The sequence below is a fragment of the Marinobacter sp. 3-2 genome (genome assembly GCF_003751355.1).
Classification (GTDB): Bacteria; Pseudomonadota; Gammaproteobacteria; order Pseudomonadales; family Oleiphilaceae; genus Marinobacter; species Marinobacter adhaerens.
Map to the genome: position 1 here is coordinate 998,601 of NZ_RJUQ01000011.1, position 23,576 is coordinate 1,022,176.

The 23,576-nt window shown below is 58.3% G+C and carries 19 protein-coding genes; 3 read left to right on the top strand and 16 right to left on the bottom strand.

Annotated elements, in window-relative coordinates; genetic code table 11:
* Nucleotides 1–9: 9 nt before the first annotated feature.
* A complete protein-coding gene (locus tag EDB94_RS06510; RefSeq protein ID WP_260312521.1) occupies nt 10–324 on the bottom strand; it encodes a hypothetical protein in 315 nt (104 codons plus the stop codon).
* A 170-nt stretch (nt 325–494) separates the two neighbouring features.
* On the opposite strand from EDB94_RS06510, the gene EDB94_RS06515 reads away from it, so the two are divergent.
* The 3 genes from EDB94_RS06515 to moaA all read left to right on the top strand — a co-directional run bounded on the left by EDB94_RS06515 (nt 495) and on the right by moaA (nt 4,426).
* Entirely contained in the window at nt 495–2,786 is a 2,292-nt protein-coding gene (locus EDB94_RS06515) for a nitric-oxide reductase large subunit (RefSeq protein WP_108017825.1), read from the top strand.
* A 58-nt stretch (nt 2,787–2,844) separates the two neighbouring features.
* Nucleotides 2,845–3,336: a hemerythrin domain-containing protein gene (locus EDB94_RS06520; RefSeq protein ID WP_260312522.1), complete on the top strand. Its 492-nt coding sequence runs from the start codon at nt 2,845–2,847 to the stop codon at nt 3,334–3,336.
* Between the two features lie 97 nt (nt 3,337–3,433).
* Nucleotides 3,434–4,426: a GTP 3',8-cyclase MoaA gene (moaA, locus tag EDB94_RS06525; protein WP_014578199.1), complete on the top strand. Its 993-nt coding sequence runs from the start codon at nt 3,434–3,436 to the stop codon at nt 4,424–4,426.
* 51 nt (nt 4,427–4,477) lie between these two features.
* Here the strand turns inward: moaA and EDB94_RS06530 are convergent, their stop codons facing one another.
* From EDB94_RS06530 to EDB94_RS06600, 15 genes are all read right to left on the bottom strand, one after another.
* Entirely contained in the window at nt 4,478–5,020 is a 543-nt protein-coding gene (locus EDB94_RS06530; RefSeq protein WP_108017827.1) for a nitrous oxide reductase accessory protein NosL, read from the bottom strand.
* Between the two features lie 14 nt (nt 5,021–5,034).
* Nucleotides 5,035–5,865, bottom strand: a complete 831-nt coding sequence (locus tag EDB94_RS06535; protein WP_062781192.1) for an ABC transporter permease — start codon at nt 5,863–5,865, stop codon at nt 5,035–5,037.
* Nucleotides 5,862–6,794, bottom strand: coding sequence for an ABC transporter ATP-binding protein (locus tag EDB94_RS06540; RefSeq protein WP_108017828.1), 933 nt, complete (start codon nt 6,792–6,794; stop codon nt 5,862–5,864). The genes EDB94_RS06535 and EDB94_RS06540 overlap by 4 nt, the downstream gene beginning before the upstream one ends.
* Nucleotides 6,791–8,059 carry a nitrous oxide reductase family maturation protein NosD gene (locus EDB94_RS06545; protein ID WP_108017829.1) on the bottom strand — a complete coding sequence of 423 codons (1,269 nt, stop codon included), beginning with the start codon at nt 8,057–8,059 and terminating at the stop codon, nt 6,791–6,793. The genes EDB94_RS06540 and EDB94_RS06545 overlap by 4 nt, the downstream gene beginning before the upstream one ends.
* A gap of 225 nt (nt 8,060–8,284) precedes the next feature.
* Nucleotides 8,285–10,180: a TAT-dependent nitrous-oxide reductase gene (gene nosZ, locus EDB94_RS06550; RefSeq protein ID WP_108017830.1), complete on the bottom strand. Its 1,896-nt coding sequence runs from the start codon at nt 10,178–10,180 to the stop codon at nt 8,285–8,287.
* A 64-nt stretch (nt 10,181–10,244) separates the two neighbouring features.
* Nucleotides 10,245–12,389 carry a transcriptional regulator NosR gene (gene nosR / locus EDB94_RS06555; protein WP_108017831.1) on the bottom strand — a complete coding sequence of 715 codons (2,145 nt, stop codon included), beginning with the start codon at nt 12,387–12,389 and terminating at the stop codon, nt 10,245–10,247.
* Nucleotides 12,390–12,500: 111 nt separating this feature from the next.
* Nucleotides 12,501–12,902, bottom strand: coding sequence for a hypothetical protein (locus EDB94_RS06560; protein ID WP_062781182.1), 402 nt, complete (start codon nt 12,900–12,902; stop codon nt 12,501–12,503).
* 36 nt (nt 12,903–12,938) lie between these two features.
* Complete coding sequence (locus EDB94_RS06565; RefSeq protein ID WP_108017832.1) at nt 12,939–13,325, bottom strand: putative zinc-binding protein; 387 nt, start codon at nt 13,323–13,325, stop codon at nt 12,939–12,941.
* Nucleotides 13,326–13,366: 41 nt separating this feature from the next.
* A complete protein-coding gene (locus EDB94_RS06570; RefSeq protein WP_062781179.1) occupies nt 13,367–14,116 on the bottom strand; it encodes a Crp/Fnr family transcriptional regulator in 750 nt (249 codons plus the stop codon).
* A gap of 340 nt (nt 14,117–14,456) precedes the next feature.
* Nucleotides 14,457–15,263, bottom strand: coding sequence for a peptidylprolyl isomerase (locus EDB94_RS06575; protein ID WP_108017950.1), 807 nt, complete (start codon nt 15,261–15,263; stop codon nt 14,457–14,459).
* 64 nt (nt 15,264–15,327) lie between these two features.
* Complete coding sequence (gene narI, locus EDB94_RS06580; protein ID WP_108017951.1) at nt 15,328–16,005, bottom strand: respiratory nitrate reductase subunit gamma; 678 nt, start codon at nt 16,003–16,005, stop codon at nt 15,328–15,330.
* A 23-nt stretch (nt 16,006–16,028) separates the two neighbouring features.
* Nucleotides 16,029–16,769, bottom strand: a complete 741-nt coding sequence (gene narJ / locus EDB94_RS06585; RefSeq protein WP_108017833.1) for a nitrate reductase molybdenum cofactor assembly chaperone — start codon at nt 16,767–16,769, stop codon at nt 16,029–16,031.
* A gap of 10 nt (nt 16,770–16,779) precedes the next feature.
* On the bottom strand, nt 16,780–18,354 hold the full coding sequence (gene narH, locus EDB94_RS06590) for a nitrate reductase subunit beta (protein WP_062781173.1): 1,575 nt from the start codon (nt 18,352–18,354) through the stop codon (nt 16,780–16,782).
* Complete coding sequence (locus EDB94_RS06595) at nt 18,351–22,094, bottom strand: nitrate reductase subunit alpha (RefSeq protein WP_108017834.1); 3,744 nt, start codon at nt 22,092–22,094, stop codon at nt 18,351–18,353. The genes narH and EDB94_RS06595 overlap by 4 nt, the downstream gene beginning before the upstream one ends.
* 130 nt (nt 22,095–22,224) lie before the next feature.
* Nucleotides 22,225–23,493, bottom strand: coding sequence for a nitrate/nitrite transporter (locus tag EDB94_RS06600; protein WP_104270712.1), 1,269 nt, complete (start codon nt 23,491–23,493; stop codon nt 22,225–22,227).
* Nucleotides 23,494–23,576 lie beyond the last annotated feature (83 nt).

Here is a 23,576-nt window from a genome sequence, read left to right on the forward strand (position 1 = left end):
TACCGGGATTCAATGAACAGGTCTGCCCAACCGGCTAAGAAATACGAGTCGTGCCACATAGGCCACCTTGATGCCGACCGCGAAAATCAGCGTCCCGATGTGCGCCGCAATCTGAACGGGCATCGCAAGTGCACCTGCCAGAGGGTAGGCACACGCAATTGTGATCAGTAAACCCAGCACCGATAGTCCCAGAGCGCTGTTCGCCGCGAACAGCCATTTTTCGAAGCCACCCATAATCAAACCCTTAACATATATTTCCAATACTTTTTTAAGATAGCCACACTCTCGTGAGAAATCAACCATAAAGATTGCGCTGTTCTGCACGAATACCTCTAAATCAACTACGCATTCGGGGATACCCCTAGAAAAAGTTGACACCTGAAATACATCAAATCAATATTTAGTCATTAAAGACATATTTTGTATAAATGTTTTAGGAGAAATGACCATGAAATCAGAACACGTCAAACGGAGCAAAACAGGGGGAGCGCACCATGGCTAAATACCGCCGCCTATGGTTTTTGCTGATCGGGATCTTGGCAGCAACATTCACATTGCTGGGCTATTTCGGAGCCGAGGTTTATCGCGCAGCACCGCCAATTCCAGACAGGGTTGTGTCAGCAAACGGCGACACCCTGATGACGGAGAAAAGCATTCTTGACGGGCAGACGGCCTGGCAGTCCGTTGGCGGCATGCAACTAGGCTCGATATGGGGTCACGGCGCCTACCAGGCGCCGGACTGGACCGCCGACTGGTTGCACAGGGAGCTGGAAAACTGGTTGGAAATAGGCGCCCGGGAAGAATACGGAGAGGGCTGGCACAGCCTCAGCGCGCAACAACAGAACGCCTTGCAATACGAACTGAAAACCGAGTATCGCGCCAACACCTACGACAGTAGTCGTGGCACCGCAGAAGTCTCGGAGCGGCGCGCAAAAGCGATAAAGCAGACCGCCGACTACTATCACAACCTGTTCGGTGCTGACCCTCTGCTGCAGTCCACGCGGGAAAACTATGCCATGAAGGAAAACACCCTGCCGGACCCGGAACGGCGGGAAAGGCTGACCGAGTTTTTCTTCTGGACGGCCTGGGCCGCCGCCACCGAGCGGCCGGACAGCAACGTTACCTACACCAATAACTGGCCGCACGAGCCCCTGATCGACAACAGGCCGAGCGGAGAGAATATAGTCTGGTCGCTCATCAGCGTGGTGCTTTTAATTGCAGGCGTTGGCGGCCTGATCTGGGCCTGGGCCTTCCTGCGCAAAGAGGATGAAGAACCCGAAGCGCCGCTCAAGGATCCGCTGGCTGCAGTCGGGCTCACGCCGTCCCAGAAAGCATTGGGCAAATATCTTCTGCTGGTTGTAGGTCTGTTCACGTTCCAGGTCATGGTGGGCGGCTTTACTGCGCACTATACGGTTGAAGGACAAAGCTTCTACGGAATCAATACTTCCGAGTGGCTCCCCTATTCCCTGATGCGTACCTGGCATATTCAGTCCGCCATGTTCTGGATTGCGACCGGTTTTCTCGCCGCCGGCCTGTTCCTAGCCCCCATCATCAACGGCGGAAAGGACCCGAAGTTCCAGAAGCTCGGTGTAGATATCCTGTTCTGGGCTCTGGTCGCGGTGGTTGTCGGCTCCTTTATTGGCAACTTCCTTGCTATCAACCAGATCATGCCGGCCAACCTCAGCTTCATGCTGGGCCACCAGGGTTACGAGTATGTCGATCTTGGCCGCCTCTGGCAGATCGGAAAGTTCCTTGGCATCGTGTTCTGGCTGTTGCTGATGCTCCGCGGCATCGTTCCCGCCCTGCGCCAGCCTGGCGACAAGAACCTGCTGGCCCTGCTGACTGCCTCGGTCGTTGCCATTGGCCTGTTCTACGGCGCTGGTTTCTTCTACGGTGAGCGCACTCACATCTCGATCATGGAATACTGGCGCTGGTGGATCGTTCACCTTTGGGTCGAAGGCTTCTTTGAGGTGTTCGCTACCGCTGCCCTGGCTTTCATCTTCTGCAGCATGGGTCTGGTGTCCCGCACCGTGGCAACATCGGCCAGCCTGGCATCCGCCAGCCTGTTCATGCTGGGCGGCGTGCCCGGTACCTTCCACCACCTTTACTTCGCCGGCACCACCACGCCTGTGATGGCGGTAGGCGCCACCTTCAGTGCGCTGGAAGTGGTTCCGCTGGTGGTACTCGGTTACGAAGCCTGGGAGAACTGGCGCCTGAAGTCCCGTGCACCATGGATGGAAAACATCCGCTGGCCGCTGACGTTCTTTGTGGCGGTTGCCTTCTGGAACATGCTGGGTGCCGGCGTACTCGGGTTCATGATCAACCCACCGATCGCTCTCTACTACATCCAGGGCCTGAACACCACGCCGACCCACGCCCATGCTGCCCTGTTCGGTGTTTACGGATTCCTGGCCCTGGGCTTCGCGCTGATGATCCTGCGCTACATTCGCCCGCGCATTGTCTTTGACGAGCGTCTAATGAAAGTCGGCTTCTGGTGGCTGAACATTGGCCTGGTAATGATGCTGTTTACCAGTCTGTTGCCGGTCGGCTTCATCCAGTTCATTGCCAGCGCCAGCGAGGGCCTGTGGTACGCACGCAGTGAGGCCTTCATGCAGAGCGATATCCTGCAGACCCTGCGCTGGGTCAGAACCATTGGGGACGTGGTCTTCATCGTCGGAGCCCTCGCCGTCACCTGGCAAGTGGTGAAAGGGGTCTTCTTCCCGGACCTGGAGCCGGTTGCCCTCGAAACTGATGAGAGCGGAACAGCCAGCGAGCTGAGCGCCTGATAGAGAGTGCGGGCCAGGGATGGCCCCTCTTTCTGAACCTCAACCAAGGAGTACTGTCATGACAATGACTGAACCTGTAACCAAGGCATCCAACGAAGAGTTGATCGAACATATCCTTACCCGTTATCACGACACTCACCGGGACCAGCTACCGGAACTGGTTCGGCTTTCCGAGCGGGTGGAAAGGGTCCACGGCGGCCATACCGACTGCCCTGCAGGCCTCTCGGCTCACCTTGCGCAGATGGCCGAGGAACTGGAGACCCATATGGCGAAGGAAGAGCAGATTCTGTTCCCGATGATCTCCCGCGGCATATCCGGCATGGCGTTGGGTCCAATCTCCGTCATGCGCGCAGAGCATGAAAGCCACGATTCGGCCCTCATCCGCCTGGATACGCTCACCAATAATCTGAGCCTCCCCGAGGATGCCTGCAACACCTGGCGCAGGCTCTATGAACAGATTGCTGTTTTTCGTGAAGACCTGAAGGAGCACATTGCTCTGGAAAACTCGGTGCTGTTTGCCCGGATAGACGGCCTGACTGCCCAAGGGTAATGGGCTTACCTCCCGAGGGGTATCGGAATTGGTGATCCAATCTGCAATACTTGGGCTATACTCAGGTTAAAAAACAACCGGCAACAGGACCCTCCCGATGTCCCAGAACAAGCTGACAGACCGTTTTGGTCGCACTGTCAATTACGTGCGTCTGTCCGTCACTGACCGTTGCGACTTCCGCTGCGTGTACTGTATGGCCGAGGATATGACCTTCCTGCCCCGTCAGCAGGTTCTCACCCTCGAAGAAATCGCTCGCGTTGCCCGTAGCTTTGTGGATCTCGGTACCGAAAAAATCCGTCTGACCGGCGGCGAACCGATGGTACGAAAGGACATTCTGGAGCTGGTCAAGGAAATCGGTACCTACGGCTTGCGCGACTTCGCCATGACTACCAATGGCAGTCAGCTCGCCACCATGGCAGAGCCTCTGCGCAAGGCGGGGATGCACCGCCTGAACATCAGTCTGGATTCTCTGGACCCCGAAAAATTCCGCAACATCACCCGCACTGGCAAACTCTCGCAGGTTCTGGACGGTATTGATGCTGCCCGGGAGGCCGGCTTCCGGGGCATCAAGATCAATACCGTGGTCATGAAAGGCCGCAATGATGAAGAGGTCCCCGAGCTGGTCGAGTTCGCCCGGAAAAAGCAGGTGGACATCACCTTTATTGAAGAGATGCCCCTGGGCGAGATTTCCGAGCACGATCGCGGCCTGGCGCTGTGCACCAGCGAAGAGGTTCGGGACATTATCCGCAAGCACCACGAGCTGGTTCCGGCAACCGAGGATTCCGGCGGTCCAGCCCGCTACTACCGTATGGAAGATAGCGAAACGCGGGTGGGTTTCATTTCTCCCCACTCCCACAACTTCTGCTCGACCTGCAACCGGGTCAGAGTCACCGTTGAGGGGCGGCTGCTTCTTTGCCTCGGTAACGAGCACTCGGTGGATTTGCGCCGCGTGCTGCGTGGAAACCCGGTGACCGATGACAAACTGCGCGAGACCATCATCAACGCCATGGATCTGAAGCCGGAGCGGCATCACTTTTCAGCGAATGGCGATGTGCAGATTCTCCGCTTCATGAACATGACCGGCGGCTAAGCGGCCAGTACAACGAAGGGGGCAGATGAAGACTTTCATCTGCCCCCTTTTTCATTTCTGGTGGTCCATTCCATCCATACTGTGCATTGCCATGCCGCTATTCAGGTGGTCCATGGTGATTTCCTGAAAAGCCAACACCTTACCGCCATGTTCTCCTGCGAATGTCTCGGCCTCGGCCTTTGCTGCAAATGAAGCAAGCGTTGGCCCCATTGCGCCTGTACGACTGGAACCGACCACATAGAAAGCGTCACGGGCATCAATCAGGGCAGTGTCGGTGGGGCTTTGCCATTCGGTCTGGGCCATATCGTGCACATAAAGGGTGTGATCACGGTTTGCATTCTCTGGCTGCAAGAACCACGCGAACATGTCTCGAGTGGAGCAGAATTTTCGAACCTGCTGGTCTTTTTCAGTGAAGGCCTGGCCTTTGGGGCCGGGAAAACCCTCGATAACCATGCCGCAGACGTGGCATTCGTCGCCGCTTTCGAAATGGACCGGACCAGGCGTGCCGGTGGATTGCTCCTCGCTGCCTGAGCAAGCGGTCAGCGTAATAACTGCAAAGACGGCGAGGAGCCAGTTGAGTTTGCTTGTGTTCATCGGGACAACTCCGTTCAGATACGGCGGTTTCGGAAAAGTAACAGGGCGCCTGCCAGCGGGATGACAAACCAGAACACCAGACCTATCCACAGTCCCGTGGCCCCAATGGGAAGGTCGGCTCCCAGGCTGAGAACGCCACTGAGCTGTGCGCTGTCGCCGAAGGCAACAATATTAAGCAGGCGGTAAATGTCGGTGGGATTGAGCATCAACAGCCAGGGCAGCAGTTCCGCGCTGAACTGGCCCTCGCTGGCCACAAGGGTTCCCAACAGCATCAGATCGAAGATCAGTACGAAGAAAAACCAGATCGCCAGGGCCAGACCGGCGGCGATAGGCTTTTCGCTGACCCGAACACTGATCACGTAGGCAAGGGCAATAAACCCCCATCCCAGCAGCACGGTGGAGCCAATAAACCGCAGCATGGCTGCCGCGAGACTGGCAATGGCAACGTCTTCCACCAGCACGGCAATAGCAACGCCAGCGACACCGAAACCGATCACAGTGGCAAGAGCAAGGGTCAGGCCGTGGCCCAGGAACTTGCCCAGCAGCAGTTGGCTTCGACTCAGCGGGTACGTCAGCAGCAGCAGGAGCGTGCCACCCTCCTCTTCGCCGACGATGGCATCGTATGCCAGGAGCAGTGCGATCAAAGGAATCAGGAAAATTCCCAGGCTCGCGAGACTGGCGATGGTGGCTGGCGTCGAGGCGTAGCCAACCTGGCCGGAGGCCGCGGCGCCGAACCAGGCGATGCCGAGGGCCAGGGTGGCGAAAACCAGAGAGATCGCCATCAGCCAGCGGTTGCGCAGGCTGTCGCTCAGTTCCTTCCGGGCAATGGTCCAGATGCTGGTCATTGGCAGCCTCCCCGATGGGCCAGGCCACCGGCACCGATAAAGTGCACGTAGATATCTTCCAGGCTGGGTTGGTGAATACCCACATCAGCCAGTTCACCCGATTCGAACAGCGTTTGCAGCAGAGCCATCTTCTCCCGCGGTTGTACATCCACCCTCAAACGGCCATTGCCGGCTTTCACCATCAGCCCGTTGCGACTTGCCGAGCGATCGACGACCTTCTCAAGTGCACAAATGCTGTTGGCAGGATCCAGCGACAGTGTTACCGGCATGTTCGCCTGCCTGCGGAGCGCGGTCAGATCACCGGCCGCTTTCAGTGCGCCCTCAGTCAGAATCGCCGCCCGGTCAATGTAGGGCTCGACACCCGGCAGAACGTGGGAACACAGAACAATCCCCGCGCCCCCATCCCGCAAATCCCGGAGCAGCCGGTAAAGATCGGCCGTGGCCACCGGATCCAACCCCACGGTCGGCTCATCAAGCATGAGAAGCTTCGGCTTGCCCAAGAGCGCCTGGGCAAGCCCTAGGCGCTGCCGCATGCCTTTGGAATAAGTTTTGGTGCGGGCATCCATGGCATCGCTCAAACCCACCTGCTCCAACAGCTCGGGCACCTGTTGTAACGAAGCGCCTTTGAGCCGTGCGAAATGGCTCAGGATCTCCCGCCCGGTCAGCTGCGGGTAGAACATCACATTCTCCGGCAGGTAACCAATGTGCTGGGTAACCTGAGGATCTCCGGCATGGCCGCCAAGCACCGATACCGTGCCCTGGGTCGGCTGCATCAGGCCGAGGATAAGCTTGATCGATGTGGTCTTCCCGGCACCGTTGTGGCCGAACAGACCCAGAATCTCACCCGGCTCCAGGCTCAGATCAATACCTTGCAGCACCGGGCTCTTGTCGTACCGGTAACTCACATTTTCAAGACGAAAACAGCTCATCGGATCTCCGTTTTCAGATCGGCGGGAATTCGCATCAGGGGATGAGAATCGGCAACTCCTGCGTCTTTCACTACCGGAAACGTATCCTGCACCCAGCGCAGGGTATCCACTGCCGGGCTGAACATCAGAATCTTTGCTTCCGGATACTTCCACAGTAGCCGATCAATATTGTCGTTGGGCTCATAGGGCACGTCGCCAACCCCATCCTGATTGCGATCCCAGCCCAGATAATCGCTCCAGTAATTACCCCTGCCATCCCTGGACCACTCCTGGGTCCGCGTGGCCACATACTTCACCTGGCGCTGGTTGTTTACGAACGCGTTGCCAAACACCTCGTTGTCTTCCGAACCGGCGGTCAGGTGAATCCCGATGTTACTGTCGGCAAGTACATTGCCTTCGAACGTGTTGTACAGCGAGTTGTAGATAAACACCGCCTTGCCTTCGGCGCCTTCAATGGTCACCCCTGCGGTCTGGCCCTGTGACACGCCCTTCACCACGTTCCCCCGCAGCTCTGACTGGGTAATGAAATTCATCAGAATCCCGTAGTTCTCATCATTCACCGACCGGTTGTTGATCACCGTCAGACGCTTGCTCTGCATCAGCGCATAACCCGTTCGCGTGTTCCGGGTAACGTTGTTCTCAAGCAGATTGTTCATCGAGTACATGTAATGAATGCCATAACGCAGATCCGCCATCTCATTGCCGCGGATCGTATTGTTATTGGCCGTCTCGATATAGATCGCATCCCGGGTCTGACGAATGTCATTGCCCTCAATCAGGGCCCCGGTCGTGTTGAACAGATGAATCCCGTTACCCCGGTCATTCGGACGCAGCGAGTCATCACCTCGAATCGTATTATTGCGAACCGTCACATCCGACGTTGCATCCAGCCACACCCCAAAACCCGGCCCCTCTAACCGGTTGTTCTCCACCACGGCACCACGCGCCTCCCGGGCCACAAAAATCCCCGCATCCAGCTCGTTCAGATTGCTGCCCCAGTTACGAACGGCACAGCCGGAAAACGTCACCTCCTCGGCGACGATATCCACCGCATTGCCCTGCCCGCCCGGGTCAATCACTGTTTCTTCATGACAAGACACAGACACCCCGGGCACCCGGATTGCCAGAGACGAAATCTGTTCAGGGGGAAGCTCAAAGCTCGCACCAGGCTCCAGAGCATCAAGCTGTTCTTGCAGGTCCGCTTGCGCGGTCAGCGAAAACAGAGCGACTGTCAGGGCCACTCCATAACGCACGATTCGATACATCAACGTTTCTCAAAAGTAAGGAAATTGGCGAACTGCACTCTGTCTCAAGCAAATCGATGGCAAAGGGCTTTCCGAAACCGTAGAGGGCCAAGGATGGCCCGATCCGAGCCCTACAGGGACGTACTCGCGGGCGTGTTTCGGAAAGCCCTTTGCCATCGGTTTGCCACTCCCAAACAGCAGGCTTGCCGGGGCCCGACCATCAGGCCCCGGGAAGACCGACCTAAATCAGGCCTTCTCTACAATCATGCGACCGCGCATCTCCATATGCAGCGCATGACAGAACCAGTTGCAGTAGTACCAGTGCACCCCGGGGCGATCCGCCTTGAAGGTCACTGAAGACGTCTGCTGCGGACTGATCTCCATGCTCACGCCATGGTTCACCATGCAGAAACCGTGAGTCACATCCTCAATGGTGTCCAGGTTGGTCACGTACACCGTCACCTCATCACCCTGCTTCACCTTGAACTCGGTCATCCCGTACTGCGGCGCAATCGAGGTCATGTAAACACGAACCTTGTTGCCATCCCGGATAACCTTGTTGTCGGCTTCCAGAGTCACACCATCCTTCTTGGCCTGCTCAACAGCAGAGGCAAAGAACGGATCGTCGCGCTCGTAGATCTTCCGTGTCTTGATCTGATCACGACGTACAAGGATACAGTCGTGGGGCTCAGCGAAGGTCGGGCCGTCGTGAACCAGCTTCATCTCCTCGCCGGAGATATCGATCAACTGGTCGTTCTCCGCGTGCAGAGGTCCAACCGGCAGGAACCGGTCCTTGGAGAACTTCGACAGTACCACCAGCCACTTGCCATCAGCATCCCGGGATTCGGTCAGGGACGCGTGGTTGTGGCCCGGCTGATAATGCACGTCCAGCTTCTGGCGGATGTAGTTCACATCCTCGCCGTTGTAGTGCCTGATGGCATCGGCAATGTTCCACTTGGCCACCTGGCTGTCGATAAACAGAGTGGTGTAGGCATTGCCACGGCCGTCAAAGGTTGTGTGAAGGGGCCCAAGACCCAGTTCTGGCTCGCCCACCACGGTATCCCGCGGCTCGATCTTGCCATCAAACAGATCATCCAGCTTGTCGATCGCAATGATGGTCACCGTCGGAGACAGCTTGCCGTTGGCAATGAAGTATTTGCCGTCCGGGGAGGTATTCAGGCCGTGCGGGTTCTTCGGAACCGGAATGTAACGGGTCAGCTCCGAGCCGGCACGACCGTCTACCACAGGCACCTTGGAATCACCCAGGGTCTTGTAGTTGCCATTCTTGACCGCCTGTTCAATACGCTCGATGTTGAATACAACGGCCCAGTCGCGATCGTTGCGCATGGTACCGGCCAAATCCAGCGCCTTCTCCGAGTTGTAGCAGGTGGAGCAGGCGTATTTGCCGGTGTAGTCGGCATCGGTGTTATCGAGGTTACCGTCAACAATCACCTGGAAGGCCACCTCCATGGTTTCCGCATCCAGGGCGTTAAACATGGTAAAGCTGCTCTCAAGGCTGGTGTCGCTGCCGTCATTCGGATGGGGAATGACATACTCGGCGTTGCAGAACACATACTTGGTCTTGGGCACCTTCTGAAGCCGCAGGCCGTGAATGGCCTGAACGTTCGGAATCGTGGTGATCTTGTCACACTTCATGATATCCAGACGGATCCGGGCTACCCGGGTGTTGGCCTTGTCGTTGATGAACAGGTATTTGCCGTCGTAACGACCGTCCGTCATGGAAATGTGGGGGTGGTGGGAATCGCCGTTCAGGTGGGTATTGTCATGGCCCAGAACGTCCTTGCTCTCGTTGGTGATGCCCCAACCCGTGGCGGAGTCCACGTTGAAAACCGGAATCCGCATCAGTTCACGCATGGAGGGCACACCCAGAACCCGTACTTCCCCAGAATGACCACCGCTCCAGAAGCCGTAATACTCATCCAGCTCACCGGGGTGCACAATAAAGTTGTTACGGGCTTCTTCGGCCGCCGCAGCGAACGACTCACGGGACATCACTGCACCTCCAAGCCCCGTTGCACCGGCCACGCCGGCCAGTGCTGCTGCGCCCATGAACCGGCGACGGCTCTGGCCGCTTTCCGGCAGCTCCGGCGTATTCCTGGTCAGATCATCTTTCTTTTTCATAACATCCAACTCCGTTATTGGTAATGGCGGTTTTACTTCTCATGCTTTCTTTTTATGGGACTGCTCAAGTCACCTGAACCACTGGAATTTCCTCCGGGTGGCCCGGTGCGTTACGACCCCGGCGCTTGCCGCGCCGTTTTACGATCAGCGGCGGGCACTTGTGGTCATCGAAATAGGTCATCTGGCAATCCAGGCAGTAATGGCATTCCATGTAATTGATGTGCCCGTCCGGGTGGATGGCCTGTACCTCACACTCGTGATCGCACAGCCGGCAGGGATTGCCGCATTCCTTGCGCCGCTTGAGCCAGTCGAACACCCTCAGCTTGGTCGGCAACGCCAGTGCTGCGCCCAGCGGGCACATGTACCGGCAGAACACCTTGCGGGTGAAAAGGTTGACCACCAGCAGCAGGGCGGCGTAGATGACAAATGGCCAGCTGCGATCGAATTTCAGGGTGATAGTGGTCTTGAAGGGCTCAATCTCGGCCAGTCGCTCGGCGGTTGCCATGGAGTCCAGGGATACACCGAACAGCACCAGCAGAACGATGTACTTGATGGCCCAAAGCCGCTCGTGCAAAGCGAATGGCACGGTGTACTGGGGTACCTTGAGTTTGCGGGCGATCTCGTTCAGCAATTCCTGCAGCGCCCCGAACGGACACAGCCAGCCACAATAAACCGCCCTTCCCCACAGCAGTATGATGCCGGCGACCACGGCCCAGAGGATGAAAATGACCGGATCAATCAGGAAGGTGTTCCAGCTGAAGCCACTGATGAGACTGTTGGCAAAGGTCAGCACGTTAACGATGGACAACTGACCCATCGCATACCAGCCAATGAACACCAGGGTATAGGTGAGAAACGCGTGGCGGATCCAGCGCATCATTTTTGGCTTTTTGACCAGCCAGTCCTGGAAGAACAGGATGAACAGCAGGACGCCGATGCCAACGCCCAATACCGTGATCTGGAATTCACGCTGGTACCAGACCTGCACCCACATGGGCTGGTCCGCCAGCATTTCCTCTTCGGTCAGGACCGGTGCGGGTCGGGTATAGTACTGGCCCGGTAACTGGTAAGTGAGCGGGAAAACCTGAAACTCACTGTCCAAGGGCCCGGTCTGGCGCTTGACCGTGAGTTCCAGAGTCCATTCGGTGCCAGGGTCAAAATTGTACTGCTGGCGAATGATGAAAATCGCCATCTCGGAAAACTCCGGCATGCCCTCGGCATAAACGTCACTCAACCGGTAGAAATCCAGATCACGGAAGTTAAAGGTGTCACCAAACTGGCGAATCTGGATACGATCGAAGATGCCGCCGCGAACGTAACCCGATCCTTTGAAGGAGTAGTCACCGCTGGCCATGACGGCGATCGCATGCTCGCCTTCTTTCAGCTCACCGGTCAGCCACTGGAACTGGCTCTCGCCCAGCAGGTTGCGACCAATGGTGGGTACATCCAGATAAGCGGTGTACAGGTCGATAAGGGGCTTGCCACGCTGTTTCTTCGGCGTGGTATCAATGCCTTCCGCAGCAGTTCCCTTGAAAGCATCATCCACCTGGCCCCTGGTGAGCTTGAGCCGACGTACAGACCCTTCACCCAGCAGCGTTTGCCAGCTTTTCTCCTGGAAGGTGTCGGCCTGAATGTTCGCGGGTGACGGACGGGCATCGCTCAGGCTCTCAACCAGGCCCAGCTCCGCCGCAACGCGGTGGGCGGACTTCATAATGACCTCGTTCACTACCATCACCGTGACGGTAGCGCCCGACAGGCCGTCCACGGCCACCTTGCGTTCCGTGGAGGTTCCGCCAACAGTCACCCGCTGATCTGCCTTCAGACCCACGTACTGGTCGGTAAACTCGTGCAGCTTGGTCTCGGGAATACCAACAAGCAGAATCGGTTCGTGATGCTCGATAACACGGGTATTTACGATGCTCCCTTCGGTATCCAGGACCACGACAATATTCAGAGGCTTGCCCGAATAGGCCGGAGTCTGAACAAAATCCAGGGACTGATAGGCATACCCTTTGAGCTCATCTCCCGAGTACAACTCCTGAATTGCCCGGTTGCCCTCACGGGGCTCCACGGCATCCACGCCGGGCAACGTTTGCTGTATTACCTGGCGACCGGCCACCGGTTCGTATTCAGACAGCGGCGCTGCTTCCAGAGCCGGGGCTATGACGAAGGCAAAAACGAGGAAAACGAGGCGGAAAAAAGCGGACACAGAAGACTCCTGGAGAAAAACGCCCTATTGCTTCAGCCTAGGCGAATTAGAGGAAAATCAAATACCTCTTATTGAATACACCCGGCGGATGGTTCCATCTCATAAACGCTGTCAGCCGAGGCTGACAGCGTTGCCCTGTGAATCGAGAGGGAGGTAGTTGTTGATATGGCCAAGACGGATGGACTCCACCATCATGGTCAGCGGCTGCTGCGCCTCATCGGTGGACGGGGGCGTGCCACCGCGCCCGGACATGGCGGCGACGAAGACGACATCCCACGCCTGGCCCGTAGCCCGGGATTCCTCAGAAAGGACCTTAAAATCCGGTGCCTCATCGGGGGTTTTGTCAACGCAGACCACCGGCGTCAGGGCACCACCCTCGCCGCGCTCAAAGGCGGCTTTTTCTTCCGGCGAAGCCTCGTCCGGCAACTCGGCCCGACAGAAAACGAATAGCAGGCGCTGAGGTTCCTGCTGGCTGTAGGAGGCCTGAATCAGGTCGCTGTAACTGCTGATCATGCTGGTGAATCCTTGCTGGTTCCGGGCCGCTGCGCTTTACGCCTGGCGGGCAATGAGCTGATCGGACGAGGCGAGTCTGCGTATTTCGTCGCACACTTCTTCCACGGCATCGTTGCCGTAGCTCTGTCCATAGTGTTTCTTGAAGCCGAATTCGTAGAGGCGGACATGGTCATCGGGCTCGACTCCAATGTTCTCCAGACAGGCACGGGCGCAATGCAGTGGGCAGCCATCGATCACCGTGAGCTTGCGCCCGGATCTGGCGGTCTTGACCAGGGAGGGCACCTTGCCACCCACGCCGGAGATGCAGGACATCTCGAATTCACCGGCATGGTCGAGCGTCACTGCTGCATTGTTGGCCAGCTGTGCGACATCGGAGCAGCCAGAACAGGAGTAGATCAGCGGTCGCTGCTTTCTTGCTGTCACGCTTCCTCCTTTCGGGAGCCTGGAGGGTGGATAATTGGCGGTTACTGGCTGATCTCAATCAGGCGACCGGGATCGGAGATAAACAGCCGACTGCGATTGACCCGCACAAGGCCGTTGGATCTCAGGTCCGCCAGAATCCGGGAGAAGGTTTCCGGCTGCATGGCCAGTCTGGACGCGACCAGGCACTTTGGTAGCGGCAGCTCCACCTCACCGCCCTCTTCTGCTCCGTTGGGCAGCAGGTCGATCAGGTAGCGGATCAGCCGGTCCCGGGCGTTCTGAACGGTCATGATCTCCAGGTCGTGAAACCGGGAAACCGCGCGTTTCGCGTAGTGCCGAAGCGCCGCCTGGGCATATCGGGGATTACTTTCCAGCATGTCCTGATAGGCCTTGACCGGGATCATCAGAACTTCGCTGGATTTCAGCGCCTCGGCGTAGCAGGCGTAGCGTGGCGGATCAGCGTAAATCATGACTTCGGCGAAGCAGTCGCCTGGGGCGATGCTATCGAGGGTCCGGTCGATGCCGGAGGAATCCAGGCGGTAAAGCCGCAAGCGACCAGAGATCACGAAGAAGAAGTTGTGGGCCGGCATGTCCTGGCGATAAAGCAACTGGTGATGGCCAAGACGGACTCTTCGGGATTGCTGGATCAGGTGCTGCAGGTCCTTGCCGCTGAGTTCCGAGAACAATGGATGACTGCGCAGGGCCTGGAGGCCGTCTTCGTCGTCAAAGGGTTTGCTGATGGCGACAAGCACGGGTTTGGTATAGCGGGTTTGGGCCGCTTGGGTCAGTGCCATGGGGCTATCCTCTTTGCATATTCATGCATTCGAAATCATGATTTAAATAGTAGAAGGATACGGGGCGAAAATCGCTCCCCCCATGGGGGTAGTTGAGGGGTTATTCGGGAGTAATTGATCTATCGCAAAGTGTTTTATGGCTAACTAATTGAGCACCGAGAACCAAGAATTTGGGCGTATGGATTGCGAGCACAGGCTGGCACGGAGCTGCTTCCCAAAACACGCTCCTTGCGGCACATCCGTGTGGCGCTTGGGCTCCGCCATCCATGGCTCCGCACAGTTTTGGGAAGCAGCTCCGTACCAACCTCCGGGCAGTGGAGTCACCTTCTCTCGCTACCCTTCACTGCATAAGGGGTGAGTCAGGCAACTCCAGATCCACACCTTCCACCCCGGTTTCCGCGGCCAGAACCTGCAGGTACTGACGGAATGCCCGGCGGGTTACGCTCTCGCTCAGGTACTGCCGGATTTGCGGTTTTACATGCTCATAGGGAAGTTGCTGGCCGTCGATTCGCTGGTCGACGCGGACGATGTGCCAGCCGTAGCGGGTTTCGATCAGTTCCGGGTTGAGGCCTTCTTCCAGGGACAGGACGGGGCGCTCGAATTCTTCCACTGTCTGGCCCTTGCTGATCTGGCCGAGGCTGCCGCCCTGATGGCGGGATTCGCAGGCGGAGTATTGTTTGGCCAGTTCGGCGAACTGGGAGCGGCCGTTGATGAGGGACGACAGCAACTGTTGGCCGGCTTCTTCCTGGCGGATGCGTTCCTGGACGTCGTCCGGGGCGGCGGCAAGGAGTATGTGGCTGACGGCCATCAGCGTGGGGCTGCGGAAGCGGGCCGGATTGGCGTTGTAAAAGCGTTCGCAGTCCTCTTCGGTTGGGTCCGGTACGTTGAGTTCGAGTTCCAGGACACGGGCAATGCGGTCTTCTTCATCGGCAATGTCATCGAGCTTGAGACGGCTGGCCTGTTGCAGGAGGAGCTCGCGGATAACGAGGCTTCTGGCGGCTTCGTGCCAGGCTTCGGCGACTTCTTCGGCCGGGTGGTGCTGCATTTCCCGGGCGATGTCGTCTTCGTGGATCAGGATTTCCCCGACGTACACCGGCGGGAACTGGTTTCTGGGTTTTTCGGCATCGCCGACGGGGATGAGTTGCATAGCAATAACCTCGGTAAACATGGGGTCAGATGAATGCTTTCATCCGACCCCGTTTTCATTTGCATCAGGCGCGCTTGCGAACCACCTGGTACCTGCGCCCGAAATACTCCACCGGCACGCTGAGCATGTGCACCAGTCGGGTAAACGGGAAGAGTACGAAGATGGTCAGGCCCAGGAAGATGTGGGTCTTGTAGATCCAGTGCACGTCGGCAATGTAGCCGGCCACGCCGCCCTGGAGGGTGACAATGCCCTGGGCCCAAGCGGAGAACTTGAGCATGGTGCTGCCATCCAGGTGACCCATGGTGGGCAGAATGGTCAGCAGGCCGAGGGCCAGCTGAATGACAAGGATGACGATGATCATGTTGTCCGCAAAGGTGCTGCTGGCCTTGACACGTGGATCGGTCAGCCGGCGCCAGGCGAGCATGCTACCACCGATAATGGCCATCACGCCGGCGATCCCGCCAACCACGATTGCCATCACCTGCTTGGTTCCGGGAGTCATGAACGGCTCATAGAGTGCGTGCGGTGTCAGCAGGCCCACTAGGTGGCCGAAAAAGATCACCAGTACGCCAACATGGAACAGCACGCTGGCCATCACCATGTTCTTCTTGCGCAACATCTGGCTGGAGTGAGCCTTCCAGGTAAACTGGCCCTGGTCGTAGCGGGCCCAGGTTCCAATCACCAGAATGGCGATCGCAATGTAGGGATAAACCCCGAAAATCAGTGTGTTCAGATAGGACATCATTTCCGTTTCCTCCTGCGCCCTCAGGCGCGCCCTGCCTGACGGGGTGTTGCATCCGTCATCAGCTGATCACTCAGGTGAATGGTCTGGGTCTGTTCCAGTTCGCGGCGGCGCTGACCAACAACGCTGCTACTGCTGCAGGAACTGCCCTGATCATCGACAAACTTCACCATTTCCTCTTCCCAGACCTTGTCCAGGGCCTCAGGCGTGTCGTCACGTTCTTCCGAGGCGACAATCTGCGCCAGCTCCTGGCGATTGGCATTGCGGCCCGACAGGACCAGCAGGGAGTCCATCACCACGTGATAAAAGCTCTCCCGCTGGTACAGGCGCTCGCCCAGCAGTCCGAGGATGTGGTGGATGTCCTCCAGCCAGTTCCGGATCTCGTCCCAGGGGCGAGTGGAAAGGTATTCCAGGAACAGCGGCAGGTAGTCCGGCAGCTCCCGGGCGTCGATCTCCAGACCGTTGGTGCGGTACTCCTCCATCAGGTCCACCATGGCCTGGCCCCGGTCGCGGGATTCCCCGTGCACGTGTTCGAACAGCAGCAGCGACGTGGCGCGGCCTTTGTCGAACATGCCGACGTAGTTTTCCTGCATGTCCAGCAGGTCGCCATCGCACAGCATATCCACACAGCGCAGCAGTTGCTCCTTGTTCTGCCTCGGCAGCCGGCTGTCCTCGAGGACAGCGGCAATCAGGGCGTCTTTGGAGGCCTGGAGTTCTTCGGTCGGGTACTCAAGCACCCTTGCCAGTACTTTCAAAACTTGCATATCGGCCTCCTTATTCCTGCAGTTGCTTCGGATCGACCTGCTTCACGGTCGACAGCTTCTGGACCATGCTGGTGGTCTGTTTACGGCCACCGAACATGTTGAACTTGCTGTCGCCGTTGCAGCCTTCACCGAAGCTGAAGCCGCAGCCGTTGCGCTCGCCATGGGCGGTGGCATCGGGGAAGGCTTCCTTCGCCAGCTCACGGTGGCTGGTGGGGATCACGAAGCGGTCCTCATAGTTGGCGATGGCCAGGTAGCGGTACATCTCGTCCGCCTGGGCCTTGGTCAGACCGGCTTCCTCAAGGGCGCGCAGGTCTTCCTTGCCTTCCACGGTCTCTGCGCGCTTGTAAAGGCGCATGGCCATGATCCGCTTGAGGGCCAGCACGATCGGCTTCTCATCACCGGCGGTAAGCAGGTTGGCCAGGTACTTCACCGGGATCCGCAAGCTTTCGATCTTCGGCAGTACGCCGTCGAACTCGACCTTGCCGGCCTCGGCGGCAGACTGAATCGGGCTCAGGGGCGGTACGTACCAGACCATGGGCAGGGTGCGGTACTCCGGGTGCAGCGGCAGGGCCAGCTTCCAGTCCACCGCCATCTTGTAGACCGGGCTCTGCTGGGCGGCTTCGATCACATTCATCGGAATGCCATCTTTCTTCGCCTGCTCGATCACTTTCGGGTCGAACGGGTCCAGGAAGATTTCCAGCTGCTTCTCGTACAGCTCATGCTCGCCCGGGGCGCTGGCCACTTCTTCGATGCGGTCGGCGTCGTACAGCAACACGCCCAGGTAGCGAATCCGGCCGACGCAGGTCTCGGAGCACACGGTGGGCATGCCGGCTTCGATCCGCGGGTAGCAGAAAATGCACTTCTCGGACTTGCCGGTTTTCCAGTTGAAGTAGATCTTCTTGTACGGGCAGCCGGAGACACACATCCGCCAGCCACGGCACTTGTCCTGGTCGATCAGGACGATACCGTCTTCCTCACGCTTGTAGATGGCACCGCTAGGGCAGCTGGCAACGCACGCCGGGTTCAGGCAGTGCTCACACAGACGCGGCAGGTACATCATGAAGGTGTTTTCAAACTGGCCGTAGATGTCCGCCTGCACCTGGTCAAAGTTCTTGTCCTTGCGGCGCTTGGCGAACTCGGTACCGAGAATCTCTTCCCAGTTCGGGCCCCATTCGATTTTTTGCATGCGCTGGCCGGAGATCAGCGAGCGCGGCCGTGCCACCGGCTGGTGCTTGGTGTCGCCAGCGGTGTGCAGGTGCTGGTAATCGAAATCAAACGGCTCGTAGTAATCGTCGATCTGCGGCAAATCGGGGTTGGCGAAGATGTTCGCCAGCACCCGGAAACGGCCACCGATCTTCGGGCGGATCTTGCCGGAGCTGTCACGCATCCAACCGCCCTTCCACTTGTCCTGGTTCTCCCACTCTTTCGGGTAGCCGATACCGGGCTTGGTTTCGACGTTATTAAACCAGGCGTACTCCATGCCTTCACGGCTGGTCCATACGTTTTTGCAGGTCACTGAACAGGTGTGGCAACCGATGCACTTGTCCAGGTTCAGCACCATGCCGACTTGGGAACGGATTTTCATTTTACAGCCTCCTGAACAGTGTCATTGCCTTCACCGTCGAGCCAGTCGACGTTGTGCATCTTGCGAACCACCACGAATTCGTCGCGGTTGGAACCTACGGTGCCGTAGTAGTTGAAGCCGTAGGAATACTGGGCGTAACCGCCAATCATGTGGGTCGGCTTCGGGCACACCCGGGTAACCGAGTTATGGATACCGCCACGGGTGCCGGTGATTTCCGAGCCCGGAATGTTCACGATCCGCTCCTGGGCGTGGTACATCATGACCATGCCCGGCATCACTCGCTGGCTGACCACTGCCCGAGCTGCAATCGCGCCATTGGCGTTGAACAGCTCGATCCAGTCGTTGTCTTCGATCGCCAGTTCTTTGGCATCGTCTTCACTCAGCCACACGATTGGCCCACCGCGTGAAAGGGTCAGCATCAGCAGGTTGTCGCTGTAGGTGCTGTGGATACCCCACTTCTGGTGCGGCGTAATCCAGTTCAGCGCTTTCTCGGCATTGCCGTTGCTGCGCTGGTTCAGCATGCTGCTGACCGTCTTGGTGTTGATCGGCGGACGGTAGACCAGCAGGCTTTCGCCAAAGGCGCGCATCCACTCGTGGTCCTGGTAGAACTGCTGACGGCCGGTCAGGGTGCGCCAGGGGATCAGTTCGTGAACGTTGGTGTAGCCGGCGTTGTAGGACACATGCTCGTCTTCCAGGCCAGACCAGGTCGGGCTGGAAATGATCTTGCGCGGCTGCGCCACGATGTCCCGGAAGCGGATTTTTTCCTCTTCCTTGTTGGTGGCCAGATGGGTGTGGTCCAGACCGGTAATGTCGGAGAGCGCCTGCCAGGCCTTGACCGCAACCTGGCCGTTGGTTTCCGGCGCCAGAGTCAGGATCACTTCCGCAGCATCGATGGCGCTCTCAATTTTCGGGCGGCCGGCGTTGGCACCGTCGATGTGCTTGAAGTTCAGGTCCCCCAGGAACTTCACCTCTTTCTCGGTGTTCCAGTTGATGCCTTTGCCACCGTTCCCCAGCTTGTCCATGAGCGGTCCAAGGGAGGTAAAGCGCGCGTAGGTGTTCGGGTAATCCCGCTCAACGGTCATGAAATTGGGCGCCGTCTTGCCCGGGATCAGCTCGCACTCGCCGCGCTTCCAGTCCTTCACATCGAACGGCTGGCCCAGCTCGGCCGGCGCGTCGTGCAGCAACGGCAGGGTGACCACGTCTTTCTCGACACCGAGATGGCCTTCGGTGGCTTTCGAGAACGCCTTGGCGATGCCCTTGTAGATTTCCCAGTCACTGCGCGCTTCCCAGGCCGGATCGGTGGCTGCGGTCAGCGGGTGGATGAACGGGTGCATATCCGAGGTGTTCAGGTCGTTCTTCTCGTACCAGGTGGCCGTCGGCAGAACGATGTCGGAATACAGGCAGGTGGTGGACATGCGGAAGTCCAGGGTCACCAGCAGGTCGAGCTTGCCTTCCGGCGCCTCGTCATGCCATTTGACCTCTTTCGGCTTGGCGCCACCTTCGTGGCCCAGGTCCTTGCCCTGCAGGCCACTCTTGGTGCCCAGCAGATATTTCAGCATGTACTCGTGGCCCTTACCCGAGGAACCCAACAGGTTGGAGCGCCAGATGAACAGGTTGCGCGGGTGGTTCTGGGGCGCTTCCGGATCCTCACTGGCAAACGCCAGGGAACCGTCTTTCATGGATTGGGCCACATAATCAGCCACTTCCATACCCGCCTTTTCAGCCTCGGCCGCAATACCCAGCGGGTTGCGGTTCAGCTGCGGCGCAGACGGCAGCCAGCCCATACGCTCGGCGCGCACGTTGTAGTCGATCAGGCTGCCACCAAATTTGGATTTGTCCGCCAGCGGAGACAGGATCTCGTCGACACCCAGCTTCTCGTAGCGCCACTGCCCTGAGTGCGCGTAAAAGAAGGAGGTGGAGTTCATGTGCCGGGGCGGACGCTGCCAGTCCAGACCAAACGCCAGCGGTTGCCAGCCGGTCTGCGGGCGCAGCTTCTCCTGGCCAACGTAGTGGGCCCAGCCACCACCGCTCTGGCCGATGCAGCCACACATGATCAGCATGTTGATCAGGCCACGGTAATTCATGTCCATGTGATACCAGTGGTTCATACCGGCACCCACGATGACCATGGAACGGCCCTTGGTCTTGTCGGCGTTGTCGGCGAACTCACGGGCAATGCGGATCACTTTCTCGGCGGGCACGCCGGTGATCTTTTCCTGCCAGGCCGGGGTGTAGGGCTTCACCTCGTCATAGGAAGTGGCACCGTCATCCTCGCCCAGGCCACGGCTGATACCGTAGTTGGCGACCATAAGGTCATAGACGGTGACCACGCGACCTTCGGAGCCATCCGCCAGCTGGACCTTGCGGGTGCCCAGCTTGTGCTTGAGGATGTCCTTGATTTCCACATGCTTGAAGTGGTCGTGCTCGATACCACCGAAGTACGGGAAGGCCACGTCCACAACGTCGTCGTGTTTCTCGACCATGGACAGCTGCAGGTTAACATCGGAGCCCTTGGCGGTCTGTTTCAGGTTCCACTTGCCCTTTTCGCCCCAGCGATAGCCAATAGAGCCATTGGGGGCCGTCAGCTCACCGGAAGCCTCGTCGATTGCGATGGTTTTCCACTCGGGGTTGTTCTCTTCACCCAATCCGTCCACCAGGTCGCTGGCGCGCAAGAACCGGCCCGGCACGAAGCTACCGTCGTCCTTTTCTTCCAGCATGACCAGGTAAGGCATGTCGGTGTAGCGACGCACGTAGTCGGTGAAGTACTCACTGGGCTTGTCGACGTGGAACTCTTTCAGGATGACGTGGCCCATGGCCATGCCCAGGGCGGCATCGGTGCCCTGCTTGGGGTTCATCCACTCGTCGGACAGCTTGGAAACTTCGGCGTAGTCCGGCGTGATAGCCACGGTCTTGGTGCCTTTGTAGCGCACTTCGGTGAAGAAGTGAGCATCCGGGGTACGGGTCTGGGGCACGTTGGAGCCCCAGGCGATGATGTAGCCCGAGTTGTACCAGTCGGCGGATTCAGGCACGTCGGTCTGCTCGCCCCAGGTTTGCGGGGAGGCCGGCGGCAAGTCGCAGTACCAGTCGTAGAAGCTCATGCAAACGCCGCCAATCATCGACAGGTAGCGGCTGCCGGCTGCGTAGGAGACCATGGACATGGCAGGAATCGGCGAGAAGCCGATGATGCGGTCCGGGCCATACTTCTTGGCGGTGTAGACGTTGGAGGCGCCAATCAGCTCGTTCACTTCGTCCCAGCTGGAACGCACGAACCCGCCCATACCCCGGCGTGGCTTGTATTCCGCCGTTTTCTTGGGATCTTCAACAATAGACGCCCAGGCATCCACCGGATCCTTGTGCTCAACCTTCGCCGCACGCCAGAGCTTCATCAGATGCTTGCGCATAAGCGGGTACTTCAGGCGGTTGGCGCTGTACATGTACCAGGAGTAGCTGGCACCACGTGGGCAACCGCGGGGTTCATGGTTGGGCAGATCCGGACGGGTACGGGGGTAATCGGTCTGCTGGGTTTCCCAGGTCACCAGGCCGTTCTTGACGTAGATTTTCCAGCTGCAGGAACCGGTGCAGTTTACGCCGTGGGTGGAACGCACGATCTTGTCGTGCTGCCAGCGCTGGCGGTAGCTGTCTTCCCACTCGCGACTGACTTCGTGGGTTTCGCCATGGCCGTTGGCGAACGGCTCGCGCTTCTTCCTGAAGTAATTCAGTTTATCGATCAAATGACTCATGGTCTCTTTCTCCATCAACCCGTCTGCTGGATCGTTGCTCCGATTTGAGACCATTGTGTGTGAGAAAAACCGCGAAATCTGCGTGGTTACTACCTCATAACCCGCTTCTACCACCCAGGGGGTAGGCGGCCTATATCCCCGGGTGGAGAAGGTGCTCGCGCTCGTGCCGGCGACTTTCCCGGGCAAACAGGAACAGGCAGCCCACAAGTAAGAGGAAGAGAATCATGAAGACCGCACTGCGGATGCCCAGCCAGTGGTTCACACTGCTGAAGATCACTGGTAGAAGAAACGCCACGGAACAGGCGCTAACCAGAAGCAGCCCGGCAACAAAGGCCGCCACAGGCCGATTTTCGATAATGACCAGCCGCTGGAGACTACCCATGGTGCAACCCATGGCCAGCCCGAGAGTCACCACAAACACGCTCTCGACCTGCATGGGCAGGGCAAATTCAACACGGATCATGGCGTCGACGCCCTGGATGAAGAGCGTCATGGGTGGGTAGGACAGAACAAACAGCGCAATCAGGCAGACAACCAGAGCTCGGCTGACAACTCTTGCACTGCCGAACCGATCGGAAAAACCTCCGCCAGCGATCTGGGCCAGGGCTCCCGGAATAACAAACCATTGCGCCAGCCGGGCACCGGAATCCACCGGCAGCTCGAACTGTGACGACAGATAATCCGGCAGCCACAACGCCAGGGCAAAAAAACTACCGGCGACAATGCCAAAATAGCCGCAGAGCTGACCGGCTCTCCTTGACTGCATCTGGCGCAACAAGACCCTGACTGACGTTTCAGCGCTCGGGTCCGCCGCCGCGTCTTCCGGATCGGTCAGCATGACCAGCAAAGCAAGAACCAGCACCAGGACGATGAGGTACGCCAGCGGCACCCCGTGCCAGGAAAAAGCTTCATGAAACAGAGGCACCAGGTAGTAGTTGAATCCGGCGCCGGTGACTCCGGCACCGAATACCCCCAGGACAAGGCCCAGGCGTGGAGATTCACAGTGTCCCGTCACGAACTGTAACCCGGCGCTGTAGAATCCGCCCGCCAGCCCCAGTCCTCCAGCGGCGATCAGGTAGCCTGGAAAGGTGTCGGTGATTAAAAGTATCAGCATGCAGGCGGCAAGTCCGGCCAGACAGATCAGCATGATCCGACGGGCACCGAATTTCTGTGCAGCAATCCCTGCCGGAACGGCGAGTGCTGCCCCAACCGCCATCGGCATCGCCAGCAGGAAGCCAAACTGGATGTCGCTGAGATCCAGTTCCAGGCGCAGGTGGACTCCGGCTACCGCGAACAGGGTCCAGCATCCGGCAGCAACAACGAAGCCCGCCATCGCCAGCGGCAGTACCACCGCCAGTGACGCCAGCCGGTCCTCTGCACCATCCCTTTCGGACTTCATTACTTTTGCTCTGCTAAAAACCTGCTTTTCAGTTTCATCTTTTGATCACAAAAGGGTCAAAGATTATGATGGGTTACCAACCA